General features: G+C 70.9%; 18 protein-coding genes. 7 read left to right on the top strand and 11 right to left on the bottom strand.

The features are described from left to right. Window positions 1-60: 60 nt before the first annotated feature. Both AC1VNM_RS19330 and fusA read right to left on the bottom strand, forming a co-directional pair. A complete protein-coding gene (locus AC1VNM_RS19330) occupies window positions 61-660 on the bottom strand; it encodes a hypothetical protein (RefSeq protein ID WP_483107981.1) in 600 nt (199 codons plus the stop codon). Between the two features lie 99 nt (window positions 661-759). Continuing rightward, a complete protein-coding gene (fusA, locus tag AC1VNM_RS19325; RefSeq protein WP_483107980.1) occupies window positions 760-2,889 on the bottom strand; it encodes an elongation factor G in 2,130 nt (709 codons plus the stop codon). A gap of 254 nt (window positions 2,890-3,143) precedes the next feature. Between fusA and AC1VNM_RS19320 the strand changes: the two genes are divergently transcribed. Beyond that, a complete protein-coding gene (locus tag AC1VNM_RS19320) occupies window positions 3,144-4,313 on the top strand; it encodes a PQQ-dependent sugar dehydrogenase (protein WP_483107979.1) in 1,170 nt (389 codons plus the stop codon). 23 nt (window positions 4,314-4,336) lie between these two features. Here the strand turns inward: AC1VNM_RS19320 and AC1VNM_RS19315 are convergent, their stop codons facing one another. Further along, window positions 4,337-4,846, bottom strand: a complete 510-nt coding sequence (locus AC1VNM_RS19315; RefSeq protein WP_483107978.1) for a GNAT family N-acetyltransferase — start codon at window positions 4,844-4,846, stop codon at window positions 4,337-4,339. Then, a complete protein-coding gene (locus AC1VNM_RS19310) occupies window positions 4,837-5,418 on the bottom strand; it encodes a GNAT family N-acetyltransferase (protein WP_483107977.1) in 582 nt (193 codons plus the stop codon). The genes AC1VNM_RS19315 and AC1VNM_RS19310 overlap by 10 nt, the downstream gene beginning before the upstream one ends. A gap of 10 nt (window positions 5,419-5,428) precedes the next feature. On the opposite strand from AC1VNM_RS19310, the gene AC1VNM_RS19305 reads away from it, so the two are divergent. Further along, window positions 5,429-6,253 carry a TetR/AcrR family transcriptional regulator gene (locus tag AC1VNM_RS19305; RefSeq protein WP_483107976.1) on the top strand — a complete coding sequence of 275 codons (825 nt, stop codon included), beginning with the start codon at window positions 5,429-5,431 and terminating at the stop codon, window positions 6,251-6,253. A 67-nt stretch (window positions 6,254-6,320) separates the two neighbouring features. Here the strand turns inward: AC1VNM_RS19305 and AC1VNM_RS19300 are convergent, their stop codons facing one another. Further along, window positions 6,321-6,953: a GNAT family N-acetyltransferase gene (locus AC1VNM_RS19300; RefSeq protein WP_377159765.1), complete on the bottom strand. Its 633-nt coding sequence runs from the start codon at window positions 6,951-6,953 to the stop codon at window positions 6,321-6,323. A 252-nt stretch (window positions 6,954-7,205) separates the two neighbouring features. After that, a complete protein-coding gene (locus tag AC1VNM_RS19295; RefSeq protein WP_377159767.1) occupies window positions 7,206-8,387 on the bottom strand; it encodes a GGDEF domain-containing protein in 1,182 nt (393 codons plus the stop codon). Between the two features lie 73 nt (window positions 8,388-8,460). Here AC1VNM_RS19295 and AC1VNM_RS19290 point away from each other — a divergent pair, with 73 nt between their 5' ends. After that, window positions 8,461-9,522: a lactonase family protein gene (locus tag AC1VNM_RS19290; protein WP_483107975.1), complete on the top strand. Its 1,062-nt coding sequence runs from the start codon at window positions 8,461-8,463 to the stop codon at window positions 9,520-9,522. A 31-nt stretch (window positions 9,523-9,553) separates the two neighbouring features. On the opposite strand, the gene ftrA is transcribed toward AC1VNM_RS19290, so the two are convergent. Then, on the bottom strand, window positions 9,554-10,564 hold the full coding sequence (gene ftrA / locus AC1VNM_RS19285; RefSeq protein ID WP_483107974.1) for a transcriptional regulator FtrA: 1,011 nt from the start codon (window positions 10,562-10,564) through the stop codon (window positions 9,554-9,556). Between the two features lie 100 nt (window positions 10,565-10,664). On the opposite strand from ftrA, the gene AC1VNM_RS19280 reads away from it, so the two are divergent. Beyond that, complete coding sequence (locus AC1VNM_RS19280) at window positions 10,665-11,090, top strand: rhodanese-like domain-containing protein (protein WP_483107973.1); 426 nt, start codon at window positions 10,665-10,667, stop codon at window positions 11,088-11,090. Between the two features lie 28 nt (window positions 11,091-11,118). On the opposite strand, the gene AC1VNM_RS19275 is transcribed toward AC1VNM_RS19280, so the two are convergent. The 4 genes from AC1VNM_RS19275 to AC1VNM_RS19260 all read right to left on the bottom strand — a co-directional run bounded on the left by AC1VNM_RS19275 (window position 11,119) and on the right by AC1VNM_RS19260 (window position 14,277). Further along, window positions 11,119-11,652 (bottom strand): CreA family protein, encoded by a 534-nt coding sequence (locus AC1VNM_RS19275; protein WP_483107972.1) that lies wholly within the window; start codon window positions 11,650-11,652, stop codon window positions 11,119-11,121. Beyond that, entirely contained in the window at window positions 11,645-12,835 is a 1,191-nt protein-coding gene (locus tag AC1VNM_RS19270; protein ID WP_483107971.1) for an acyltransferase family protein, read from the bottom strand. Before AC1VNM_RS19270 ends, AC1VNM_RS19275 begins: the two co-directional genes overlap by 8 nt. Before the next feature lie 162 nt (window positions 12,836-12,997). Next, window positions 12,998-13,345 (bottom strand): antibiotic biosynthesis monooxygenase family protein, encoded by a 348-nt coding sequence (locus AC1VNM_RS19265; RefSeq protein ID WP_483107970.1) that lies wholly within the window; start codon window positions 13,343-13,345, stop codon window positions 12,998-13,000. After that, window positions 13,342-14,277, bottom strand: coding sequence for a cytochrome P450 family protein (locus AC1VNM_RS19260; protein WP_483107969.1), 936 nt, complete (start codon window positions 14,275-14,277; stop codon window positions 13,342-13,344). Before AC1VNM_RS19260 ends, AC1VNM_RS19265 begins: the two co-directional genes overlap by 4 nt. 51 nt (window positions 14,278-14,328) lie before the next feature. On the opposite strand from AC1VNM_RS19260, the gene AC1VNM_RS19255 reads away from it, so the two are divergent. The 3 genes from AC1VNM_RS19255 (at window position 14,329) to AC1VNM_RS19245 (ending at window position 17,856) form a co-directional block, all read left to right on the top strand. Then, entirely contained in the window at window positions 14,329-15,036 is a 708-nt protein-coding gene (locus AC1VNM_RS19255) for an ArsR/SmtB family transcription factor (RefSeq protein ID WP_377159783.1), read from the top strand. After that, entirely contained in the window at window positions 15,033-15,830 is a 798-nt protein-coding gene (locus AC1VNM_RS19250) for a DUF72 domain-containing protein (RefSeq protein WP_483107968.1), read from the top strand. The genes AC1VNM_RS19255 and AC1VNM_RS19250 overlap by 4 nt, the downstream gene beginning before the upstream one ends. A 151-nt stretch (window positions 15,831-15,981) precedes the next feature. Beyond that, entirely contained in the window at window positions 15,982-17,856 is a 1,875-nt protein-coding gene (locus AC1VNM_RS19245) for a carboxyl transferase domain-containing protein (RefSeq protein ID WP_483107967.1), read from the top strand. Window positions 17,857-17,917 lie beyond the last annotated feature (61 nt).

Raw genomic sequence — 17,917 nt, 5'->3', positions numbered from 1 at the left:
GGCTGGCGCCCACCGGGTCGGCGTGGCGTGTGCAGGGTTGGGGCGTGCGGAAGAAGCGCGTCAGCGCTTCTTGGATTTCAGCGGTGCGATGCTCCGCTGCAGCTTGTGCCAGTCGTCGACGTCGGAGGCCGCTGGCACAGCGGCCCTGGGCGCCGGCACGGGCGGCGCATTCGGCGCGGGTGGGGTGAGCACCTCGCCCAGCAGATCCAGCAGGCGCGTGCGCGCCCGTTGCGGATGGCGGCGGTAGTAGGTCAGCACCAGACCGACGATGAAGCGCTCGTCGTCGTCCTGCGGCAGGCTGGGGGAGTTGTCCGCCGAGCCTGGCCGGCTTGCGCTTGATAAAGCCGTGTTGCTCTGCGAGGTACCGCCGGCCGCCGGCGCGGCGGTGCCGAGCGGGCCGTGTTCCTGGTCCATCCAGCCGTTGGGCTTGTGGGTCAACTGTTCGAACTGGCGGGCCAGCCGCTCTCCGATCTGCCGCGAGCGGCTCTTGATCTGGCTCCAGTAGCTGGGCTGGATCTGCAGGCGCTCGGCAAAACGGCGCTCAAGGCCGCGCAGGGCGGCGGCATCGGGATGTTTGATCGTCGCGGAGACAAACTCGTCGAACAAGCGCATCGCGTTGTCCAGGCGGATCTGCGCGACGTCTCGGTGGGCGGAACACATCCCCCAATGATAAAGCTTCGTTCACAAACGCCCGGCCCCCACCCCGGGGCCAGCGCCGTGCCCATCGGCGTGGTAGCGCTACGGTGAGGGGAGCGGGGGCTACTCCTCCTCCTTCAGGTGGTAGCCGGCCACCAACTGGGCCTGTGTATTGGGGGGCACCGCCTCGTAGTGGGACAGCACCATCGTGTAGCGCCCCTGGCCGCTCGTCATCGCGTTGAGCCGGTTCTGGTACGCGCTGAGCTCGGCCAGCGGCGCCAGCCCGTCGACGCCGATCAGTCCAGGCACGCTGCTGCGCGTCCCGAGCACCTGACCGCGCCGCGACGCCAGATCGCCGGTGATGTCGCCGGTCGCGTTCTCGGGCGCGCTGATCTCGACCTGCACGATCGGCTCCAGCACCACGGGTCGCGCTTCGCGGACCGCCGCGATCAGCGCCTTCTTGCCCGCCGTGATGAAGGCGATCTCCTTGGAGTCAACCGAATGGTGCTTGCCGTCGAAGACCGTCACCCGCAGGTCGACGACTGGATATCCGGCCACGACGCCCTGCGCCAGCGCCTGCCGCACGCCTTTCTCGACCGCCGGCATGAACTGGCCGGGGATCGTCCCGCCCTTGACCTCGTCGCGGAACTCGAAGCCTGCGCCGCGCTCCAGCGGCTCGATGCGCAGCCACACCTCGCCGAACTGCCCTGCGCCGCCGGTCTGCTTCTTATGGCGGTAATGCCCCTCGGCTTTCGCCGAGATCGTTTCGCGATACGCGATCCGTGGCGGTTGGGTCTGGACGTCGAACTTGTAGGTCTCCTTGAGCCGGTCCAGCAGCACCCGCAGGTGCAACTCTCCCAGTCCGTAGACGAGCGTCTCGCCGCCTTGCGGGCCGAGACCCTCCTCCTGGCCACCACGTTCCAGGCGCAGGCACGGGTCCTCCTCGACCAGACGCGCCAGGACCTCCCACAGCCGCTGCTCGTCGCCATGCCGGCTGGGTCGGATCGCCACGCCGTGCACCGGCGTCGGCAATGCGATCGGCGCCAGGTGCAGATGCTCGTCTTCCTGCGCGTCGTGCAGCACCGCGTCGTAGTGCAACTCGTCGATCTTGGCCAGCGCGCACAGGTCGCCGGGCAGCGCCTGCTCGATCTCGACGTGCTCCTTGCCCTGCAGCATGAACAGATGGGCGACCCGCACCGCCTTGCGCGCGTGGCCGACGAACAGCTGGGCGTTCTTCCTCAGCGTGCCCTGGTGGACGCGCAGCATCGCGAGCTTGCCGAGGTAGGGGTCGGACTGGATCTTGAAGACATGCGCGACGACGTGCTGCGCCGGATCCATCGCGACGATCAGCGGTTCCGCCTCGTCGCCTTCGCGTCGCATGAACTGCGGCGGGTTCGCTTCATAGGGGTTGGGCAGCAGCTTCTCGATCACGTCGAGCAGTTCCGCCACGCCCGCGCCGGTGCGCGCGGACACGAAGCATACGGGGATCAGGTGACCCTCGCGGAAGGCCTGCTCCAGCGGGGCATGCAGCTCGGTGGCGGGCACGTCGCCGTCGTTGAGGTAGCGGTCGACGAAGTCCGGATCGACCTCGACGACCTGCTCCACCAGCGCGCGATGCGCCGCCTCGACCGAGCCGAAGTCGCTCTCCCCGCTGCAGCCGAAGAAGCAGTCCTGCACCCGCGCGCCGCCCGCGGCGGGCAGGTTCAGCGGCAGGCACTCCCGTCCGAAGGCCGCTTGCAGCTGCCCGAGCAGCGCCTGCGCGTCGACACCCGGCGCATCGATCTTGTTGACGATGATCAGCCGCGTGAGGTCGCGCCCCGCCGCCGCGTCCATCATCCGTTGGACCATCAGCTCGAGGCCGTTCTGCGCGTTGATGACGACGGCGACCGTTTCGACGGCCTCGAGCGCCGGCAACGCCTGGCCGATGAAATCGGGCGCGCCCGGCGTGTCGAGCAGGTGGATGCGCAGGCCCTCGTGCGTGATGTGCATCTGCGAGGCCTGCAGCGAATGCAGCATCCGCCGCTCGAGTGGATCGTGGTCGCTGACCGTGCTGCCTTTCTCGATGCTGCCGGCGGTCTTGATGGCGCCAGCTTTCAACAGCAGGGCCTCGGCCAGCGTGGTCTTGCCGGCGCCGGCCGGGCCGGCCAGCACGAGGGTGCGGATCGCCGCGATGCCGGGATGCCGGGCCACCGCGGCGCCGCCTGGGCTGCCCGCGGGGGCGCCTTCCGTGTCGGGGGAGGGAGTGGGGGACATGGCTCGTTCCTCTCAGGCAAGAGTTGGACGTGGGTCTGGAGCCGGACTGCGGCCAGCGTAGAGGAAGCGCAGGGCCTGCACAAGCAGGGGCATCCGGGCCGGTTCCGGGCGCGCATGGTGATTGCCCGTGTCGCGGGAGCGTCCGGAGACGCCGATTTCATCCGCTTGCAACTCCGTTGCGGACGCGGCCTAGACTGGCCGCCTTCACGGTGTCGTGACACCGGCACGGGCGGCAGGCAACAAGGAGAACGGACATGAGCGTGGCGGAATGGATGTCGACACTGGCCGTCGCGATGGCGGCCACGGCGTGCGGTGGTGGCGGCGGCGGCGGGGATGACACCGCCGCGCCGACCCAGCCCGGCGGCGGCGCGGCGGCGCCTTCGATGCAGACGCTGAACAGCACGCTCGACCGTCCCTGGGGCCTGGCGCAGCTGCCGGACGGCCGGCTGCTGGTGACGCAGAAGGGCGGCACGATCGTGCGGCTGTCCGCGGCCGGCAAGACCGAGGCGACCGTCGCCGGCGTGCCCAAGGTGCTGGACAGCGGCCAGGGCGGGCTGCTGGGCATCACGATCGACCCGGACTTCGCGACCGCCGGCAGCAACTGGGTCTACTTCTCCTACTCGGAGCCGGGCACCGGCGCCGAGTCCGGCAAGGCCGGCACCTCGGTCGCGCGCGGCCGGCTGGAGGGCGACGCGCTCACCGGCGTGCAGGTGATCTTCCGCCAATCCCCCAAGGTCGACGGCACGGGGCACTACGGCTCACGGCTGGTCTTCGCGCGCGACAAGACGCTCTACATCACGACCGGCGAGCGCATGAAGGGCAGCCCGTCGCAGGACCTGCAGCAGACGCTGGGCAAGGTGATCCGCGTGAACCGCGACGGCAGCATCCCGGCGGACAACCCGAGCTTCGCGGCGGGCGCCAAGCCGGGCATCTGGAGCTACGGCCACCGCAACATCCAGGGCGCCGCGCTGCATCCGCAGACTGGCGAGCTGTGGATCACCGAGCACGGACCGCAAGGCGGCGACGAGGTCAACATCGCGCGCGCCGGCCAGAACTACGGCTGGCCGATCAAGAGCTACGGCTGCGACTACGGCTCGCCGGTCGGCGATGCCTGCCGCATCGGGGGCGGCACGCATGCGCCGACCTATGTCGAGCCGCTGACGACCTGGACGCCGATCTCGGTCGCGCCGGCCGGGCTCGTCTTCTACACGGGCAGCATGTTCCCGGAGTGGCGCGGGCAGTTGATCTCGGGCTCGCTGGCGGGCACCGCGCTGTGGCGCATCGCGCTGAACGGCGACACGGTGAGCGGCAAGGAGAAGATGTTCGGCGATCTCGGCGAACGCTTCCGCGACGTGATCCAGGCGCGCGATGGCGCGCTGCTGACGGTGACCGATGGCGGCAAGCTGATGCGCTTGTCGCGTTGAGGCGCTGATGCGCTGGCGAGCGCTCAGTCCAGCCGCTTCCAGTACAGCGCGGTGGCTTGCAGTTCGCCGCGTGGGTTGGCGGCGAAGCACGGAATCTCGCCGGTGCGCTGGAAGCCTTGCGACTGGTAGAAGGTCTCCGCGGCGGACTGGGCTTCCGTGTCCAGGGTCAGCAAGGTGAGGCCCGCGTCGCGCGCGGTCTGTTCCAGCGTGGCCATCAACTGGACGGCGAGGCCACGTCGCCGCGCGTCGCGGTGGACCATCAGCTTCATCACGTCCGCACGATGGCGCTGATTGGGTTTGCCGCAGATCGCCAGTTGCACCGTCCCGAGCACCCGGTCGCCTTCCCGCACGATCCACAGGCGATGGCGCGGTCCGAGCTGCTCGAACACGCCGTCCCAGTACTCGCGCATCTGCGCCTCGTCGACGTCCTCCAGGAACCCCAGCGAGCCGCCGCCATCGATGACATCGAAGAACAGCTCGCCGAGCGCCGGCATCCAGTCGCGGTCGGTGCCGCGCAGTTCGATCAGATCCATGAGGCTTCCTTGTTCAACGATGGGGCGGCAGCGTGGCGCAGCGGCTTGCCGAGGCACACCGCCTCCTCGCGGCCGACGTAGCTGCCGTAGTTGGGAATGTCGGAATAGCCGTGCCGCCGATAGAAGCGCAGCGCGCGTCCGTTGACGCGACGGGTCTCCAGCCACAACGCGCGATAACCCATGGCGAGGGCTTCCCGCTCCAGCGCGGCCAGCAGCGCGGCACCGACACCGCGGGTGCCGTCGCGGGCGAACATCCGCTTGAGCTCGGCCACCGGCGCCGCGCCAGCCTGCGCGAGCGGGCGGATCGCGCCGCAGCCGAGGAGGGCGCCGTCGGCGCCTCGCGCAACCAGGAACACCGACCGCCCGGTCGGCATCGAGCCTGCTTCGAAACTGCTGGCGCCGGAGTCGCCGCTGAGCGATGCCAACCGTTGGTTGAGCTGATGCATCAGCAGCACCGCATCGGGGTGAGCGACGGAGACTGCCTCCAGCACCGGCAAGGCGAAGGGTGCGTCGGCATGGTCAATCGCAGGGTTTTGTGGCATCGTCCAGTCTTTATTCAAACCGTTGATCAAATACTAACCAATGGTTAGCAAATCCACAAGTGGCGGCCGCGCGCCGATGCCGGACCCGCGTCCGAGCGGTCCGAAAGGCCTGCACAACACGTCGGGCGTCGTGCAGGACCGGCCGGATGGTTCGGCCGATGCGAGACCGCAGGCGAAGCCCCAGCCGCGCGTGCGACAGAAGGTGGCCAAGCCGGAAGGTCCACTCAAGCGTCAGGCGCAGCGAAAGGCGTTGAACGAGGGCGACCTCGACGGCGAGGCCGCCCTGGGTCTCGGTGACGATGCGGATGTGCCGCAGACCGCCTCCCAGCAGCGGCGCGCCGCGCACAAGCTCGCGCTGGAGGCCGGGATCCTGGCCGCGGCGCGCGAGCTGTTTGCGGAGCGCGGCGCCGACGCGCTCACGCTGCGCGAAGTCGGCGCGGCGGTGGGCTACTCGCATGCGACGCTCTACAGCTTCTTCCACGACAAGGGGGAACTGCTCGCGCGCCTGGCCGAGGACAGCCTGCGCACGCTGCTCACGCGCTTGCAAGGCGCGGCGGACGGAGCCGCCTCAGGCGGTGAAGCCGCCGCCGTGGCGCGGGCCTTCGTGAACTGGGGGTTGCTGCACCCGCATGACTACCGGCTGCTGATGCTCGACACGCCGGTCGCCCTGCGCGAATCGCTGATCGCGGGCCTGGACGGATTGATCACCCCGGCGGCGTTGCCGGCGCCGCGTGCCGCGGCGCTCTGGGCGGGGCTGCATGGCCTGGTGATGCTGGAGCAGGGCGGGCTCGCCGCGCTGGGCGGCGTTGCCGCGCGAGCGAAGCGCATCGAAGCGCTGCTCGCGGGCCTGCTGGCAGGGCGCTGACGCACGCGCTGCCGGTCGGGCGCACCAGGACGCCGGGCGCCGGCGTCCGTGCGCTGGCGCGGGAAGCTCAGACCAGATGCGGCAGGCGCTTGTAGTACAGCGCGGCGGCCTGGAGCTGGCCCTCGGCGCCGTGGCAGTGATCCGGGATCTGGCCGGCGCGCTGCCAGCCGAGATGCGCGAACACCGCTTCCGCCTGCGAGTCCGCGCAGGTCTCGAGTTGCAGCAGGAATCGGCCCTGCGTCGCCGCCGCGCACTCCAGGCGCGACATCAGCTGTCCCGCCACGCCGCGGCTGCGTTCCTGGCTGTGCACCATCAGCCGTTGGACTTCCCCACGGTGGTGCGCATTCGCCAGCGGGCACAGCGACAGCTGGACGGCGCCCAGCAGACGGCCCGGACCTTCCGATTCGCAGGCGATCCACAGCATGTGGTGCTGGCCCAGTCGCGCGAAGACACCGTGCCAGTAGTCCAGCGCCTGGTAGCGCGACAGCGGGGCCAGGAAGCCCAGCGTGGCGCCGAGGTGGACGTTGTCGATCAGCAGGTTCGTCAGGGCGGGCAGCCACTGCAGATCGCGAGAGGTCAGCTTGACGACCTCCATCGGCGCGCGTTGCAGGTGCTGCGACGCGGCGGCATCGCTGGCCAGCGGATTGAGGGCGCGAGGGGCTCGAGCGTGAACGGCCGTGGGACTGAGGGCGACATGCATGTGCGGGAACTCCAGGGCGAGGGTCTACGGCATCCCGACCGATCTTGTGGATCACGGCGGGACCTGGAAAACCCTGACGCAAACGTCATGCCAACCGGGCGTTGGCGCCTGTCGACTGGGCGATTGCCGCGCGAGTGGTGTGGCGCGCGTGAACCGCGTCACGTCTCATGGCCTCGCCGGGAGGTGGACGGGGGCCGGTCGGACCTCGTCCCGACGCCGTCGTGCCCGCCGGGGCCGTGAGCGAGGGGGGGCTCAGGCCGGAACGGCCACGCTGAGCTCGGCCTCGAGCCCCGGTTCGGCGCACAGGCGCCCCTTTCCCTGGCGTTTGGCGGCATAGAGCGCTGCTTCGGCGCGGTGCAGCAGGTCCTCGATGTTGCGGTCGCCGTTGCGCAGCTTGGCCCAGCCGGCGGAGTAGCCCAGCGTGAAACCGAGCTCGCGCGGCGCGAGTTCGAGCAAGGCATCGCGCAGCCGGCGGTCGAGCGCGGGCGGCCCCACCAGGTCGGAGCGCGCCATCAGCACGGCGAAGCGCTGGCCGTCGATGCGCGCGACGACGTCGCCCAGGCGCTTCTGCTCGTCCAGGCAGCGACCGAACAGCGCGATGGCCTGGTCGCCCTTGGCCTCGCCGTGCGTGGTGTTGATCGCCTTGCAGCCGTCGACGTCCATCACGAGCAGCATCAGCGGCTCGCTGTAGCGCCGGGCCATCGAGATCATGTCCACCGAACGCTGCTGGAACGCACGGCGGTTGGCCAACCCGGTGGACGCGTCGATCTGCGTGAGGCGGCGCAGCTCGGCCTCGCTCTCGCCGCGCCAGGCCACGAGGATCGCGACTGCGGCGGCCAGCACGCAGACATTGGCGACGACGGCGAAGACCATGTTGAGCGGATGCGGGGCGTCGAAGCGGGGCAGGTTCGCGGTGTCGAAGCCGGCCAGGTAGGCCCGCGCCAGGTTGAGCACGGCCAGCAGGCCGAGGCTGACCGTGAACAGCAGCCGCCATCGCAGGTTGCCGACCGGGCCGCGCTTGACGGGCTGCATCAGGCTGGCGCCGAGCGCGAGCATCTGCAGGCCGATGCAGCCGTTGGACCAGGCCAGGCGCAGCGCATAGTTGTCCCAGCCGGCACCGTAGCCGACCATGACCAGCACCGGCATGCCGTACTGGAAAAGGCGGCCGAGCCGCCCCGGCAGCCAGCGGTCGGCGGCCATCCACAGCAGCGTGACGCTGAGGCTGAGCAGCCCGAGCGCGACGATCGACGTCAGGCGCGTGCCGTCGGGCGGCAACAGCAACAACGCCCAACCGGTGGCCTGCGCGGCCGCGCTGAGCTGCGCGCGACGGGCGGCGATGCTGTCGCACCAGCCGAGCAGCAGCGGCAGCAGCAGCGCCAGCGCCAGGGACTGGATCAGCATCAGGCTGAACAGCGTCGGGACGTCGAAACGCATACGCGGCACCCGCCGGCGAGGACGGGCTGGAGCTGGTCATGACAGGACATTGTGGCCGTAAAGTCGCGCTCCGATGACCCCTGCCACCCCCACGATTTCCTCGGCCCCGTTCGAAGGCCTGACCTTCGCCTATGCGGGCGGTTATGCGCCGCCATGTGCCGGCATCCACGCGCTGGTGCGCGATGCCGAGGGGCATGTCCGGGCGCGCCTCGCGGCGGCGCTGCCGGGCAGTCCGACCTGGCTGCACCTCGCCGAAGGCGGAAGGCATCTGCATGCGTTGCTGGAAGACGGCCACGAGCTGGCGAGCTTCGACGTCGACCCGGAGGACGGGACGTTGACCCTGCTGTCCCGACACGCGACCGGCGGGACCTTGCCGGTGCACCTGGCACTCGATGCGCAGGCGCGCCATGCATGGATCGCGCATTACGGCGACGGCACACTGCGCCGCGCGGCGATCGGCGCGGATGGCGCGCTGCGGGCACCCGAGCGGGTCGTCATGCCGCGAGTCGGTGTCGACCCCGTCGCCGATGCGCATGCGCACATGATTCGCCACCATCCGCGATGGCCGCTGATGCTGGGAAGCGACCTCGGGCGCGACCTGCTGCGGGTGTGGCGGCTCGAGGGGCCCGACGCAGACCCGCTCGAACTCGACGGCTTGACGCTGCCGACGGGATCAGGTCCGCGCCACTTCGTCATCCATCCCCGGGACGACGGACAGGTCTATCTGCTCAACGAGCAGGCCAACGCGCTCGACTGGCTGGGCCTGGACGGGGAGGGCCGTCTGACGCATCGACTGCGGCTCAGCAGCCTGCCCGAAGGATTCGAAGGCCTGAGCTACGCCTCGGACCTGCTCGTCGCGCCGGATGGTCGTCGGCTCTTCGCGCTGAACCGGCTGCACGACGCGATCGCCGTCTTCGACCTCGACGACCAGGGGCGGCCGTCATGGCGCGGCGAGACCTGGGCACAAGGCAGCTACCCGCGCAGCGCGACCTTCAGTCCGGACGGCCGGGAGCTGTGGGTCTGCCTGCAGCGCAGTCATCAGGTCTGCGTGTTCCGGCTCGACGGCCAGGAACTGCCGCGCTTCGACGGCCGCTTCATCGCCATGCCTGGCGCGGCCTGCGTCGTGTTCCGCTGAGCGGGTGGACGGGCGACGAGCGGGCGTCCGTTCAGCCGAATTGCCGCCGATAGCGTGAGGGCGCCGGCAGGCCCATCAGCCGGAAGTGCCGGCGCATCGACTCTGGCGAGCCCAGTCCGGCGAGGTCCGCGACGGCCTCGACATCGAGCGCGTCACGGGTCTCGAGCAGCTCCTTCGCGATGGCGACGCGCTCGCGGGTCAGCCACTCGAGCGGCGCGAGCCCGGTGGCGTCCTTGAAGCGGCGCTGCAGCGTGCGGGCGCTCATCGCGGCGTGGCGGGCCATCGACGCGACGGTGTGTGCCTCGCGCGGATGCGCGCGCAACCAGTCCTGCAGCACGGCGATGGGGCTGGATTCATCCGAAGGCATCGGCCTGGGAACGAATTGCGCCTGGCCGCCCTCGCGGTGTGGCGACATCACCAGCCGCTGCGCCACGGCGTTGGCGACACGCGGACCGTGATCGCGGCGCACGAGATGCATGAGCATGTCGAGCCCGGCGGCGGATCCCGCCGACGTGACCAGTTCGCCCTCGTCGACGTAGAGCGCGGACCGGTCGACGTCGATCAACGGGAACTCCTGCGCGAGCCGCTCGGCATATCGCCAGTGCGTGGTCGCGCGCCTGCCGTCGAGCAACCCCGCATGCGCGAGCACGAAGACGCCGGAGCAGATCGTGCACAGCCGCGCGCCGCGCGCGTGGGCGGCCCGCACGGCCTTGAGCAGCGCCTCGGGCGGCCGCTCCGCGGCATCGCGCCAGCCGGGGATGACGATGGTGTCGGCGCGGCGCAGCATCGCCAGCGTGTGCGGCGCTTCGACACGGACACCGCCGGTGCCGCGCAGCGGCCCGGGCTCCGCGGCGCAGATCGCATGCCGGTACCAGGCGACGCCCAGCTCCGGACGCTCGAGCGCGAAGAGTTCGACCGCGCAGCCGAACTCGAACATGCAAAGCCGGTCGTACGCCAGGATCGCGACGAGATGCGGCTTGTCCACGGCGGAGGCAGCGGCGGAACGACTGGCGGCACGGGCGGCGGTAGGCGGACGGGGCATGGCGCGATCTTACCGATTGGCGTCGTTCCGGCCACTCGTCCGAAGCGAGGCGCTTCGCGACACTGGCTGCCGTCGATCCACTCCGTTGAAGGAATCCCCGATGAGCTCGAACATCGCTGCCGTCCCCGCCGCCCCGAGCGCCCAGGCGCTTGCCCACTTCGAGCAGGCGTTCGCCTTCGAGACCGACTGCTGGGACGTGCACGACGCGTTCACGCGCGGCGTCGAGGACTTCGTGCTGCTCGACGTCCGCAGCCACGAGCTCTTCGCCCGCGGTCACGTGCCCGGCGCCGTGAGCCTGCCGCACGGCAAGATCACCGAGGGCAAGATGGCCGCGTACCCGATGGGCACGCTGTTCGTCGTCTACTGCGCCGGCCCGCACTGCAACGGCGCGCACCGCGGCGCGATCCGGCTCGCGAAGCTCGGCCGACCGGTGAAGCTGATGATCGGCGGGCTGACGGGGTGGATCGACGAGGGGTTCGAGGTCGCACGCGTCGCAGTGCCGACCGTCGCCGGTGCCGACCGGTGACGCTCTTGGCTGAGGCTGACCGTCGCCGTCACTTCACCGGAATCACCGTCCCCCGATCCACCGGCACGGCCGTCACGCTGTTCTGCGGCGAGCCTTCGATCACCCGGTCCGAGTAGGTCAGGTAGACCAGCGTGTTGCGTTTCGGGTCGACCATGCGGACGACGCGCAGCCGCTTGAACACCAGCGAGGAGCGTTCCGAGAACACCTCCTCCTGCTTGGGCAGCGGCTTGGGGAAGCTGATCGGGCCGACCGCGCGGCAGGCGATCGAGGCCTCCGACTTGTCCTCGGCCAGGCCGAGGCCGCCCTTGATGCCGCCGGTCCTCGCGCGCGAGACGTAGCAGGTCACGCCGTTCACGGCGGGATCGTCGTAGGCATCGACGACGATCTTGTGGTTCGGGCCGATGAACTTGAACACCGTGCTCACTTCGCCGATCTCTTCGGCGCTGGCGGCGACACACGCCGAAGCGACGAGCGCGAGCACGGCGGCACCGGCGGACAGGATCGCCGCGCGGCGCGGGCTGCGGACAGGGCGGGTGGGGCTGGAAGGACGAGGGCTACGCATGCTGGGGACTCCTTGGATCCGCCGTTGTAGCACGCTGTGTGTCGACGAATTGCGAAGGGATCCAACGGTCCCGCAGGCGCATGAACGGCGACTCCACCCACCGGTACAGCAGCCATCCGCCGAGCAGGCAGGCCGCCGCGATCACCGGCACGGTCCATCCCGACGCCCGCATGAGTCCGAGCGCCGCCAGCGGCTTCACGAGCGCGAAGGCGATCGGCTTGTGCGTCAGATACAGCGCATACGACCAGCGTGCCAGCGCGTTCGCACCCGGGACCTGCGCGCGTGCCAGCGGCCCGCGCGGTGCAAGCGCGGCCAGCACCATCAGGCCGAAACTCCAGGCCAGCGCGCTGTAGCCCCAGCTGCTCATGGCATGGCCGTAACCGTAGCCATCGATGTAGTAGAAGTGCAGCATCAAGGTCAGCATGCCGAGGCTCGCCGCCGCGCCGATCGCGAGCAGCGTCTTCGCGCGCCGCATCAGCGCCGACCAGAGATCCGCGTGGCCATGCTTCAGCAACGCGATCGCGACACCGGGCAGGAACTCGTCCAGTCGCGCGAGGCTGCCGTAGTACAGGTGCGGGTAGTAGCCCAGCGACGGATCCTGCGTCCCGTAAAGGCGCCACAGGTGATCGCGCCAGAGGATCGCCGCGAGGGTCAGCACGCCGATCAGCGACCACGCCAGCGTGCGGCGGTGCCGCTTCAGCGCGGCCCCCAGCATCAGCGCCGCGGGCAGCACCAGGTAGAACTGCTCCTCGATGCACAGTGACCAGGCGTGCGAGAACGCCGTGCCCGGCGTCAGCGCGATGTTCTGCGTGAAGGTGAGGAAGCGCCACAGCGGCGGCGGCTCGCGTCCGCCCATCACCTGCGGGAGCAGCCAGTAGAGCGCGAGCACCACATAGAAGTTGGGCAGCGTGCGCAGCAGGCGCCGCCCGTAGAAGCGCGGCAGCGAGAGCTGCCCGCCGCGCGTCATCCCACCCATCAACTGGTTGGCGATCAGGTAGCCGCTCAGCACGAAGAACAGGTCGACGCCCGCCCAGCCGATGCGGCTCAGCCAGCCGAAGGTCGGCGTGCCGCTCACGAAGACCTGGTAGTGGTACGCGAAGACCAGCAGGATGGCGGCGGCGCGCAGCGTGTCCAGGCCGTGCTGGCGCGGCGAACCCATGGCGGGCAGGGAAGGGGATGACATGAGCGGGGCCGGCCTCGAGGCCGTGTCGTAGGAGCGGCGGCGATTCTCGGCGCGCTGCCCGACGCCGGGCGCGATGGTGCGACGGAATCGTCCTCTCCGACGACGAGACCCCGGCGGAAGGCGCGTTACGTGCGTTACGCGCTCTATGCGCTCTATGCGGGCTCAGCCGCGATGCCGCTCCCGGCTATCCGCCGGCGCCTGCTCGCGCTCGGTCATGCCGTAGTCGCGCAGCACTGCGGCGACGCGCAGGCGGTAGTCGGCGAAGACGCCCGCACGCCCCTCCGATTGCGCGCCGCGGTGCGCCTCGATCCGACGCCACTCGCGCACCGCCGCCTCGTCGCGCCAGAAGGACAGAGACAGCAGCTTGTCCGGGTCGGTCAGGCTCTGGAAGCGCTCGATGCTGAGGAAGCCGTCGACCTCCTGCAGCAGCGGCTTGAGTTCGGCGGCGAGTTCCAGGTAGCGGTCGCGCCCGTCGGCGCTGGGGATGACTTCGAAGATGACGGCGATCATGAGCGGAGCTCCTCGTCCAGGAATTGCGGAATGTCCATGTTGGGCAGCGACAGTGGCGGGGCCGGATCAGGCAGCGGTGGTCCGGGCTGACCGGCGAGCCAGGCCAGCGCCGCGTGGAGGCTCGTCAGTGCCAGGCCTTGCCCGGGGCAGCGATGGGCGCCGTCGCCGAAAGGATGGTCGGTGCCGGAGAGTGGAACGCTCACCGGCGTGGCGGGATCCTGCCGCACATCGAAGCGACGGGTCACGCGGACCGCGCCGCCCTCGCGCGCGATGCGCAACAGGTCCTCGCGCGTCGGCACGCGACCGGTCGACCGCCAGTCGAGCAAGGCATGCCCGAGCAGCGCGGCGCCGGCTTCGTGGCTCTGCCAGATCAGCGCCAGCCGGTTGGCGGTGAACGTGGCGCGATCGGTCCATCGGGCGGGCGGCGCATGGCGCAGCAGGGTCCATTGCAACGGGGCATCCGGCGAACGGCGCTCCGCGTCGTCGAGCGCGGTCAGCAGCGTCGTGACCGCCGCGCCACCCGCGAGCACAGCGTCGGCATTCGCGTCCGCGCCGAGGCCCGCCGCCATCGCGCGCAGGCTGGCGTACAGCCGACGTTGCGCGTCGACGTCGTTGAGCTCGATGCCGAGCAGGCTCGCCGCTGTCGACGCCGGGACGGCCCAGGACCAGTGCGACCACCCGCCTGGCAGCGCGATCGCGGCCTGGCGCCGTGCGTGGGCGCGGATGTCGTCGTCGGAGAGCGCCTGCAGCGCACGCGTCAGCGCGGCCTTCTCAGGCGCGTGTGCGCCATCGTCGCGCTGTCGCAGCCAGCGCGCGAAGACGTCGCCCAGCGGCCCGCCGTGCGCGCGCAGCGGCGGAGGCAAGGGCTCACCGGGCGGGCGCATGCGCAAGTCAGGATCGAGCAGCGGCGAATGAATGGGACAGGAGGTCATGGGGGAATCTTCGCGATGGATCGCCAGGAACGCTTCGCTTAGCATCGAAGCATGATTGACGCCCCCACCGCCGACGAGGCGCTGGCCCACATCGCCGCCAGCATGGCCGAGCCGGTGCGCGCGCGCATGCTGTGCTGCCTGATGGACGGCCACGCGCGCACGGCGACCGAGCTGGCCGCCGTCGGCGACGTCGCCGCGTCCACCGCCAGCGCGCACCTGGCCAAGCTGCTCGGGCAGGGACTGGTCGGCTGCATGGCGCAGGGCAAGCACCGCTACTACCGGCTGGCCGGCCCGGAGGTCGGCCAGGCGCTGGAAGCGATGCTGGTGCTGGCCGGTCTGCCGCGGCCGCGTTTCGAGCCCAGTACGCCGCCCGCGCTGCGTCAGGCGCGGCGCTGCTACGACCACCTCGCCGGCCATTGGGGCGTGCGGCTGCACGACCACGCGCTGCGTCTGCACTGGATGACGCCCGACCCCGACGAGGTCCGCGGCTATCGCTTCACCGGCGAGGGCCTGGACGCGTTGCGCGACCTCGGCGTCGATGTCGATGCCGCCACCGGCGCGCGCCGCCGTCGGCTGGCCTGCGCCTGCATGGACTGGAGCGAGCGGCGCCCGCACCTGGGCGGCGCGCTCGGCGCCGCGTGGCTGCAGGCGATGCTGACGCAGGGCTGGCTCGATCCCGACCCCGACAGCCGCGCCCTGCGCGTGACGCGCCGCGGACAGACCCGACTCGAACGACTTCTGGAGGACACGACGACATGAGCACCTCGATCCACGTGGGCATCGGCGGCTGGAACTTCGAGCCCTGGCGCGAGACCTTCTATCCCAAGGACCTGCCCGCCTCGCGCGAGCTGGAATACGCCAGCCGCAAGCTGAGCGCCATCGAGGTCAACGGCACCTACTACTCGACCTTCAAGCCGGCGACCTTCGCCAAGTGGCGCGACACCGCGCCGGAGGGCTTCGTGTTCTCGCTCAAGGCCAACCGCTTCGCGACCAACCGGCGCGTGCTGGCCGAGGCCGGCGAGTCGGTGATGCGATTCATCGACAGCGGCGTCGCCGAGCTGGGGCCCAAGCTCGGCCCCATCGTCTGGCAGTTCGCGCCGACCAAGCGCTTCGATCCGGTCGACTTCGGCGCCTTCCTGAAGCTGCTGCCGAAGGACTCCGCCGGCGTGGCGTTGCGGCATGCGCTCGATGTCCGGCATGAAAGCTTCCGATCGCCGGAGTTCCTGGCGATGGCGCGCGACCACGGCGCGGGCGTCGTGTTCACCGAGTCCGACGACTATCCGCCGATCCCCGACCTCACCGCCGATTTCGTCTACACGCGGGTGATGCGCACGCGCCCGGAGCTCGTCACCGGGGTCACGGAGGAGGAGCTCGACGGCCTCGCCGCCAGCGCCTCGCGCTGGGAGTCCGGCGGCCAGCCCGACCGGCTGCCGCTGGTCGAGGCCGACCGCGCGCCGCCCAAGCGTGCGCGCGACGTGTTCGTCTTCTTCATCAGCGGCGCGAAGGAGCGAGCGCCGGCCGCGGCGATGGCGCTGATCGAGCGCCTGTCCTGAGCCGGACCAGCCGCAGCCGAGACCGACCTGAGGCGGACCTGAACCGGACCTGAGGGGGAGGGACGCGGGCGCGCTGGCGACCGCTGTCAACTTCGCGGCAGCGCGCGGCCGGCGGGCCGCCTAGAGTCGGCGGTCTCCCGGGAGGTTCCACATGCCGTCGCTCGTCGCTCCGTTGTCCGCCACCGTCCAGCAGTGGCTCGTCGCCGTCGGGGAAGTCGTCCGACGCGGCCAGCCGGTCGTGCGGCTCGAGGCGATGAAGATGGAGCACGAACTGCCCGCGCCGGCTGATGGACGCATCGCGGAGCTCTTCGCCGTCGAAGGCGAGCTGGTGCGCGAGGGCGATGCCCTGATGGCGTGGCAGGCCGCGTCTCCCGCATCCGAATCCGCATCCGAATCTGCGGCGGAAGCAGCGGACGGAGTCGCGGCCCGTCACGGCGCCCCGAACGACAGGACCGTCGAATCGTCGACGACCGGAGAGCGTGCCGACCTTCGCGCCTGGCGCGAGCGTCACGCGCTGCTGACCGACGAGGTCCGGCCCGATGCCGTCGCCAGGCGGCATGCGCTGGGCCAGCGCACGGCGCGCGAGAACGTCGATGCCCTCTGCGATCCCGGCAGCTTCACCGAATACGGTGCGCTCGCGATCGCCGCGCAGACCGCACGTCGTCCCGTCGAGGAACTGCGGGCGCAGACGCCTGCCGACGGTGTCGTGACCGGCATTGCGCGCCTGCGCGGCCGGCCGATCGCCGTGATGGCCTACGACGCCACCGTGCTCGCCGGCACACAGGGCTTCCGCAGTCACCAGAAGACCGACCGGCTGATCGAGCTCGCGGAGCGCCGCCAGCTGCCGTTCGTGCTGTTCGCCGAAGGCGGCGGCGGTCGGCCCGGCGACACGGACATGCCGGTCGTCGCCGGCCTGCATGTCGCGACCTTCGCGCGACTGGCCGCGCTGGCCGGACAGGTGCCGACGATCGGCGTTGCGGCGGGACGCTGCTTCGCGGGCAATGCCGCGCTGCTGGCCTGCTGCGACCTGGTCGTCGCCACGCGCGGCAGCAACATCGGGCTCGGCGGTCCGGCGATGATCGAAGGCGGCGGCCTCGGTCGCTTCGAGCCCGAGCAGATCGGCCCCGCGCCCGAGCTCGCGCGGGCGGGTGTCGTCGATGCGCTGGTGGACGATGAGCAACAGGCGACCAGTCTCGTCCGGGCACTGATGGCCTGGATGTGCCGCCTGCCCGCAGCGACGGCGTTCTCCGAGCCGGACCAGGCACCGCTCGACGACGCGATCCCGGAGATCCGCCAGCGGGCGTACCCGGTCCGCGAGATCCTTGCGCGTCTCTTCGACGCGGGCTCGCTGATCGAGCTCGGTCGCGGCAGCGGCGACAGCGTGATCACCGCCGCCGCCTTTCTCGAGGGCCAGCCGGTGGCCGTCGTGGCGAGCGACTGCGCCGTGCTGGGCGGCGCGGTCGATGGCGCCGCGTCACGCAAGCTGGCGCGCTTCTGGCGGCTGTGCGAGCGCCTCGGCCTGCCCGTCGTCAGTCTGATCGACAGCCCCGGCTTCATGGTCGGCCCGGAGGCCGAATCCACCGGCCAGCTGCGAGAGGCCGGCGACCTCTTCCGCGCCGCGGCGGCGTTGACGGTGCCGCTGGTGGCGGTGGTGATGCGACGCGCGTTCGGGCTCGGCGCGATGGCGCTGGCCGGCGGCAGCCTGCACCGGCCGATCGGCTGCGCCGCGTGGCCGAGCGGCGAATTCGGTGCGATGGGACTGGAAGGGGCGGTGCGGCTCGGCTACCGCAAGGAACTGGCGGCCGTGCCCGACGGACCGGAACGGCAGGCGCTGTTCGAGCGCCTGCTCGCGGCGCAGGTGGCACGAGGTCAGGCGCTGGCGATCGCGGAGACGCTGGAGATCGACGCCGTGATCGCGCCACGACAGACGCGCGACTGGATCGCCGGGCTGATCGGCGCTGCCCCGGCGACGTCCCGCGCGGGCCCGCCGGCACATCTGCCGGTACATCCGCCGGCAAGGTCGTGAGCGACGCGACTTGACGCGCCCTTCACGCGCGGCGCCTGCGATGTAGGGGGTCTGCCGGCGG

The sequence above is a fragment of the Mitsuaria sp. MSU3D genome, assembly GCF_056867975.1.
Note: the sequence above shows the minus strand (reverse complement) of the source record. Positions and strands in the feature narration are given on the sequence as shown.